The following is a 6,838-nucleotide window of genomic DNA, read 5'->3' as shown; positions in this document are numbered from 1 at the left end:
TGCCTCCTGAAACGGTTTGGTAATATAGTCGGCAGATCCAACATCAAAAGCTTTTACTTTGTCCAATACATCATTAAGAGCGCTAATAAAAATTACAGGAATATCGCGAGTTTTTTCATTTGCTTTCAGCTTTTGACAAACTTCATAGCCATCCATACCAGGCATCATCACATCGAGTAAAATCAGATCTGGTAACACAGTTTGGCACGCCGTCAAAGCCATCTGACCGTTTAAAGCTTTGCGAACTACGTACCCTTTTTCGGTTAGCATAGCTGACAAAAGGCGTAAGTTATCTCGTGTATCGTCAACTACGAGAATATTTTCTGCGTAAGGTTCTGTTAGATCGCTGTTCATGTTAAATTTTGCTCAAGCTTAAAATTGACGCCGAGAGAAAATGAGGATAGAAATGCTTAACAGCAGCGCAATGTAAATCAATCCATAGATAAGATTTATCAGCATCACTCCCGCATGGGGGAATAGCTGAATACCATAAACCGCTTCATTTTTAAAATCAAATTTTGTTAAGTCTGGCAATACGAGGTAAATTCCTCGCGTCAAACTTTCTATGCTGGCATTTTTAGATATTTGACCCAACTTGACTTTATCTGGGCTAAGGTGTCCCATCAAATACACAGCTAAAGTTAAGAAGGTCGCTAGTAGCGAACTGGTAAATACCCCAAATAAAATTGCCACAGCACTTAGTAAAGAAAGTTCGACAAACAAATAAAAAATTGCAACTAATATGCTCCAGAACGGCGAAGGAATCCGGTTGAGTATAATAACTAAAAAATAAATTACAGTCAGGGAAGCTAGCAGCACTCCCAGTACTGCCGACAAACCTAAGTGTTTGCCAATAATGAATTCTGCTTTACCGATCGGCTTAGCCATTAATACTAGAACTGTCCGCTTTTCAATTTCTTTGTTTACCAGTCCGGTGCCAACAAATATAACCACGACTAAGCCAATTAAAGCAATGCCAGCCAAACCGAGATCCAGGGTAATTTTGTTTTCGGTACCAGCTGCTACTCGAGGTAATAGCAACGCAGCAGCAAAGAACACTATGGCGAATAAACCGAGTAAATAGAGAACCCGATCGCGAATCACTTCTCGAAATACGTGCGTCGCTATTACTAATATCCTGGCGTGACTCATATCAATTTTAGTTTTTAGATTTTAGAGTATGATACTATGACTTTGAAGACTTAGGTTGTCCCTTAATAGGAGAAGTAACAGGCCCACAGATAACTCTCGTGAGGGTTACAGGTGAAGATACCGCTATACTTACTGCTGGGGTTGTACGATTGACAGCAGAACGCGATCGTCTCAATCTTAGGATATTCTCCCGCGTACTGGGTAAATAGCTGCCTTCTATAGTAACTGGTGAAATTCGACAAGTTTTTTTGATATGATAACCTTCAGGCATAGAACCCAGACCTTGCCACTTCCCTAACAGTTGTAGATTATACCCTATTTGGCTTGGCAAAAACTTAGTTTCAAAGCTCCACATAGAATTTTCTTCAGCAGGAAGAAGTTTTTTCATTACTTCGTCTGCCAGGATTGCTACTCGCTTATCCGCATCTATTAACCATCTTTCTGCCTGCGGCCAAGGTTGATTATCTATTTGTGTTTTTATTTGAGAATCTATGGCATCTAAAACGCTCGCACCTCTCGAAGTTGTATTGGATAAATATGCTATTTTTATCACAAATGTACTTTGACTAAAATTATCAACAAGTAAACTTGGATATCGTTGTAACCAATCCTGGATGAAAAAATTAAATTGTAACCAGCAACTAATCAGAACGTGAATTAAAAATAATATCACCAGTCTTTGGCCACTTGCTGGCGAAGGAATTTTAAACTTTCCTCCCGGGTGCATCAATTCCGCCATTACAGCAATAATTCCCGACAGAATAGGCCAAATTACCAACGCAAAATCCTGTATTCTATTGCTGGAAATGCTAAACAAAAAAATAGACATTAATGCTCCAGAAATCCAAGGACTCAGAGCAATGCCACCAATAATTAAAGGTTTTTCTATGGCAAATAAAACCGAACTTATGAGTAAAAATAACCAACTTACCAAGGCGAGTATGTTTTGTAAAGATGCTATTGTAAATACAGCAATCGACCAAATCAATAAACTAATTATAAATCCAGTTTGCCAAGAAAATATTTGAGGTGGTTTGATTAGCTTTACAAAAATACTTACCCATTTACTTATTTCTTTCATTTTGCTCAAAAACGATAACTAGAGGATTTGGATAAAAAAACAAAGAAAAAGTATAAGGCTTTGGCTGCAAGCATTGGCTAAGAAGAGACTATTAGGTTCAATGACTTTAAGGTTGGTAATATCTGATTCAAAATCTGTTTTGTTTGAGAGGTTACTCCTCAGTATTTTATTTAGTTCTATTAATAAATTAAAACAAATAAACTCAATTAAGAAAGTTAATAAAAACACTAAAAAAGCCAAAAATGTGCTATTAAAGTAAATGCTGCTAGAGAGAAAAAATGATGGTGTGAAAAAATTACCAAACAAGATAAAATTGATTAATTGTTTTTGTAATAATTGAGGTAGCAATGGTTCCAAAAAAAAGAAAATCAGCCAGCCGAATATAGTGGACAATAAATTAACAGATGTTGCATAATCTATGCTAACTCTACGGGATAAACCGAGCCTTTTCTGCAAAACGAATGATTCTACAGCGATCGCGATCGACAAAAACAGAACTTGGAACATAATCGCCCGCAAAGGCAAAACAACTGCAAACATAGATGTGATAGAGATGGATTGCAGATTTTAGCCGAAATTTGCATCTAAAATCCCAAATTCGCGATTTTTTAAGCTTTATTCCCCATGCAGTATTCGGTTGTGTTGAATAAAGACTAATGACTGTGACACCATTAGCTATATATTAGTTAACTCCGACAATCTCGACTACTAAAGTATGACTAGAACAGGAATTGGTATTCGCACGGCTCAGATACGTCCGGAACGCATTCTGGGTCAAATACACGTATATGATGGCGCGGGTAAAGGAAAATCTAGAGCAGCGCTGGGAGTGGTTTTGCGCTCGATTGGATTGGGTATCAATGCAAAAGTTTACAATAGAGTGTTGCTGCTGCGTTTTCTCAAAGGGCCGGGACGTACTTACGATGAAGATGGCGCGATCGCAGCTTTACAGCAAGGATTTCCCCATTTAATCGATCAGGTGAGGACGGGGAGATCCGAATTTTTCGGGCCAGAGGAAATCACCCGGTTCGATCGAATCGAAGCGCAACGCGGTTGGGACGTGGCCAAAGGGGCGATCGCATCCGGTTTATATTCCGTGATTGTCTTAGACGAACTTAACCCAGTTTTGGACTTGGGTTTGCTCTCCGTCGATGAAGTTATCCACACCCTCAAACACAAACCGGAACACTTAGAAGTAATTGCTACAGGGAGAGCCGCACCGCCAGCGCTGCTGGATATCGCCGATTTGCATTCAGAAATGAAGCCTCACTACCATCCGATGTCTTTGGAACAAGGTATTGAAGGTATAGAAATTTATACTGGTGCCGGTAAAGGCAAATCTACCAGCGCCTTGGGGAAAGCTTTGCAGGCGATCGGCAGAGGTATCAGTCAGGACAAATCTCACCGCGTCCTGATTTTACAATGGCTCAAAGGTGGCGCTGGCTATACAGAAGATGCGGCGATCGCCGCTTTGCAGCAAAGCTATCCAAACTTAGTAGACCATCAACGCTGCGGGGGAGATGCGATCGTCTGGCGGGGACAGCAGCGAGAGATAGACTACGTAGAAGCAGAGCGAGGGTGGGAAATCGCCAGAGCTGCGATCGCTTCCGGTCTGTATAAAACGATCATCCTCGACGAACTCAACCCCACTGTTGACTTAGAGCTGCTACCTCAAGAACCGATCGTGCAAGCGCTGCTACGCAAACCACGCGATACGGAAATCATTATCACGGGTAGGTGTTTAAATACACCAGCATATTTCGATTTGGCCAGCGTTCATTCGGAAATGATCTGTCACAAACATTATGCCGATCGAGGTGTCGAACTCAAACGCGGAGTGGATTTTTAACAGGCGATATCAAAAATGTTAATAACTCAAGTTGCAGCTTTAGATTAAGTACGGTGCGTCAAGCGATCGGCAACTTTCAGAAACCCGGTTTCTTGAAAAAACCGGGTTTTTTTGGAGAGCAATTTTCGTTAAAGGTTCGGCAAATTATTGGGGTCGATACCCTGAGATCTCAAATAAGCCATTAGCCTTTCTTTTTCCTGACGTTCCTGTTCGATTTTTTCTACCGCCCAAGGTAACAAATTACCATCTTTATCCCACCACCTTAACCAATAGCCAGTTCTTGCTTCTTTTGTGCCTTGCCAAGTTCCTAAAAACAATCCCATTGTTTCAATCCAATGGCGACCATTTTCATCAGGTTGCTTTAATTCATAGCGCCCATTTTCTAGTAGATAGTATTCTAATAACCCGCCATCTGGGTCAAATATTGCGTAAATTGGTATTTGCAATATTTGTTCGTAGAAAAACCATTTTCCAGGTGGATAGGTGCGTTTAACAGAATATTCGCCCCCATCTTTATCGGATAAAAATTCTATGACGATCGCTGGTACTTCCCCTTCTAAATTGGGTGTATAACTTTGGCGTTCTGGTAAAATCTCTTTGACTGATGCTACATATACCCAATCTGGTGCTTTCGCGATAAATTGCCCATTGATTGTGGCACACAAAGCAAAGTTAGAGGCGATTAACATTTGTGGTTGAATGAAACCACTAATTTCTAAACTTTCCCGTAAAGCACCTGCTAAAAGTGGTTGTCCTGTATTTTCCACTGGTTCATCCTCTAACTGAAAATCATCAGGTAAAGCCTCCCAAGAAATAACCATGCCTGGGGGTGATTTCGTTTCGCTGAGTAGAGTTGACATAAACGCTACTTTTGGGTTGATTTGTTTTGATTTTATCAAAGTTTTAGTGGTTAGGTTTTGAGTGAGATTCAGAAACCCGGTTTTTTAGAAAAACCGGGTTTCTAAAGCCTTAACGAGTACTTGCTATTTCTTACCGAAATGAGGCAATATAGAGAAAAATCATATCTATAGGTCAAACTATGCCCCCAAGCCGTAAATTAGCTGACTTAGAACAAACCCTGGATTCCTTATATGAAACTCTCGGTGAGGCCCAAAAGCGCCTTGCTTATGCTAATGATATCTTTGAAAAGAACTCAATAAAGCAAAGAATTCGCAAGGAAGTTTTACCAGAATTGCATCAAGTTGAAGCAGAATATTGGCAACTGCTGGCGCAAGAAGCACGCAATTGCGATGTGCCAGAAGATGATGCGAGTCTTGCCATTGTGGAAATTGTGCCGGAAGTTCAAATAATTCAAAGCCAACCTAGTGCTAACTATGCTGATGAATTCATGCAGTTGTTAAAGGAAATTCGGGATAAGTTAAACGAACCAGGGACACCTGCGGCGGCTAAGGCGAAATTTACTTTGAGTTTAATTCCAGGCATTCTTTCTTATGAGGTGGAACTGGATACGGAAAACTCGTTGAGAAGGGTTTTTCAGCCGATTAGACAACTGTTTCGGAGAGAAATCGAAAAAAAGTAATTAGCGCCGATGATTCTCCCTATCGGGGTTTGTCGGTATTTCGGGAGCAGGATGAAAAGTTTTTCTTTGGGCGGCAGAAGTTTGTCGATAGTTTAGTTGAAGTTGTCTATCGACAGCCGTTAGTCACTGTCATTGGTGCTTCTGGTAGCGGCAAATCTTCGGTTGTATTTGCGGGACTGATTCCCAAGTTGAAAGAAAAGAGAAATTGGCTGATTGAGTCTTTTCGTCCTCAGAATCAACCTTTTTTTGGACTTGCTTCGGCGCTGGTGCGGTTGCTGAAGCCGGATTTAGACGAAATTCAGCAGCCTGGTAGAGCAGCCGAACTGGTAGCAGATTTGAAAGGGAAGTTGACGCTGCCACAGGTGGTGGCAAGTATTTTGGCACGCAATCCCGGCAAACGGTTGCTGTTAGTAATTGACCAGTTTGAAGAACTTTATAATCCGCGCAACGATACGGAGCAACAGCCGTTTGTGGATGCGTTGCTGGCAGCTATTGAGTCTGCACCGAACGATTTGACGGTGGTGTTGACGCTACGGGCTGATTTTTTGAGTTACCTGCTGAATTACCCAACTTTTGGAGCAGCGTTACAGCAGCATAAGCCGGAGTTTCTCGGTGCGATGAACCGGGAGGAGATGCGGGAAGCAATTGAGCGTCCGGCAGAGAAAGTGGGTGTAAAATTGGAGGATGGACTGACTGAGCGAATTCTGGATGCGGTGAAGCGGGAACCGGGAAATCTGCCTTTGCTGGAGTTTGCTTTAGAGCAGTTGTGGAGGAGACAGAAAAACAATCGGCTCACCCATGATGCTTACGAGGATATCAAAGGTGTGGAGAAGGCGCTGGCTGGGTATGCACAAGCGGTGTATGAGGAACTGACTCAGAAGATTGACGGGAAACAGATACAGCAAATCTTTATCCAGTTGGTGCGTGTGGGGGAAGGGACGGAGGATACGCGACAACTGGCTACCCGTGCTGAGGTGGGAGGGGATAACTGGGATTTGGTGAAGCAGTTAGCTGATAAGCGTTTGGTGGTGACGGGACGCAATGAGGCGACTGGGGAAGAAACGGTTGAGGTTGTACATGAAGCTTTGATTCGGGAATGGGGTTTGTTGCGTCAGTGGATTGATGAGAATCGGAAAAATTTGATTCAAAAACGGGAAATTGAAGATGCTGCTAAGAGGTGGCGAGATAGGGGGAAGGCGAAGGATTAGATCGGAAG

The 6,838-nt window shown here is 42.1% G+C and carries 7 protein-coding genes; 3 read left to right on the top strand and 4 right to left on the bottom strand.

Annotation, left to right across the window (positions count from 1 at the left end; genetic code table 11):
- The 3 genes from H6S82_RS13290 to H6S82_RS13280 all read right to left on the bottom strand — a co-directional run.
- A partial coding sequence (locus H6S82_RS13290; RefSeq protein WP_191056298.1) for a response regulator occupies nucleotides 1–354 on the bottom strand: 354 nt, incomplete at its 3' end.
- A gap of 18 nt (nucleotides 355–372) precedes the next feature.
- On the bottom strand, nucleotides 373–1,152 hold the full coding sequence (locus tag H6S82_RS13285; protein WP_191056297.1) for an ABC transporter permease: 780 nt from the start codon (nucleotides 1,150–1,152) through the stop codon (nucleotides 373–375).
- A 34-nt stretch (nucleotides 1,153–1,186) separates the two neighbouring features.
- Nucleotides 1,187–2,233, bottom strand: coding sequence for a DUF5357 family protein (locus tag H6S82_RS13280; RefSeq protein WP_190464899.1), 1,047 nt, complete (start codon nucleotides 2,231–2,233; stop codon nucleotides 1,187–1,189).
- Nucleotides 2,234–2,948: 715 nt separating this feature from the next.
- Here H6S82_RS13280 and H6S82_RS13275 point away from each other — a divergent pair.
- Nucleotides 2,949–4,082 (top strand): cob(I)yrinic acid a,c-diamide adenosyltransferase, encoded by a 1,134-nt coding sequence (locus tag H6S82_RS13275; RefSeq protein ID WP_190464900.1) that lies wholly within the window; start codon nucleotides 2,949–2,951, stop codon nucleotides 4,080–4,082.
- 128 nt (nucleotides 4,083–4,210) lie between these two features.
- On the opposite strand, the gene H6S82_RS13270 is transcribed toward H6S82_RS13275, so the two are convergent.
- A complete protein-coding gene (locus tag H6S82_RS13270) occupies nucleotides 4,211–4,942 on the bottom strand; it encodes a Uma2 family endonuclease (RefSeq protein WP_190464901.1) in 732 nt (243 codons plus the stop codon).
- Between the two features lie 179 nt (nucleotides 4,943–5,121).
- On the opposite strand from H6S82_RS13270, the gene H6S82_RS13265 reads away from it, so the two are divergent.
- Together H6S82_RS13265 and H6S82_RS13260 are read left to right on the top strand one after the other, a co-directional pair.
- Nucleotides 5,122–5,622: a hypothetical protein gene (locus tag H6S82_RS13265; RefSeq protein ID WP_190464902.1), complete on the top strand. Its 501-nt coding sequence runs from the start codon at nucleotides 5,122–5,124 to the stop codon at nucleotides 5,620–5,622.
- 29 nt (nucleotides 5,623–5,651) lie between these two features.
- Entirely contained in the window at nucleotides 5,652–6,830 is a 1,179-nt protein-coding gene (locus tag H6S82_RS13260) for an ATP-binding protein (protein WP_191056296.1), read from the top strand.
- Nucleotides 6,831–6,838: the final 8 nt, after the last annotated feature.

It is taken from the genome of Planktothrix sp. FACHB-1355 (assembly GCF_014748295.1).
Classification (GTDB): Bacteria; Cyanobacteriota; Cyanobacteriia; order Cyanobacteriales; family Aerosakkonemataceae; genus Aerosakkonema; species Aerosakkonema funiforme_A.
Note: the sequence above shows the minus strand (reverse complement) of the source record. Positions and strands in the feature narration are given on the sequence as shown.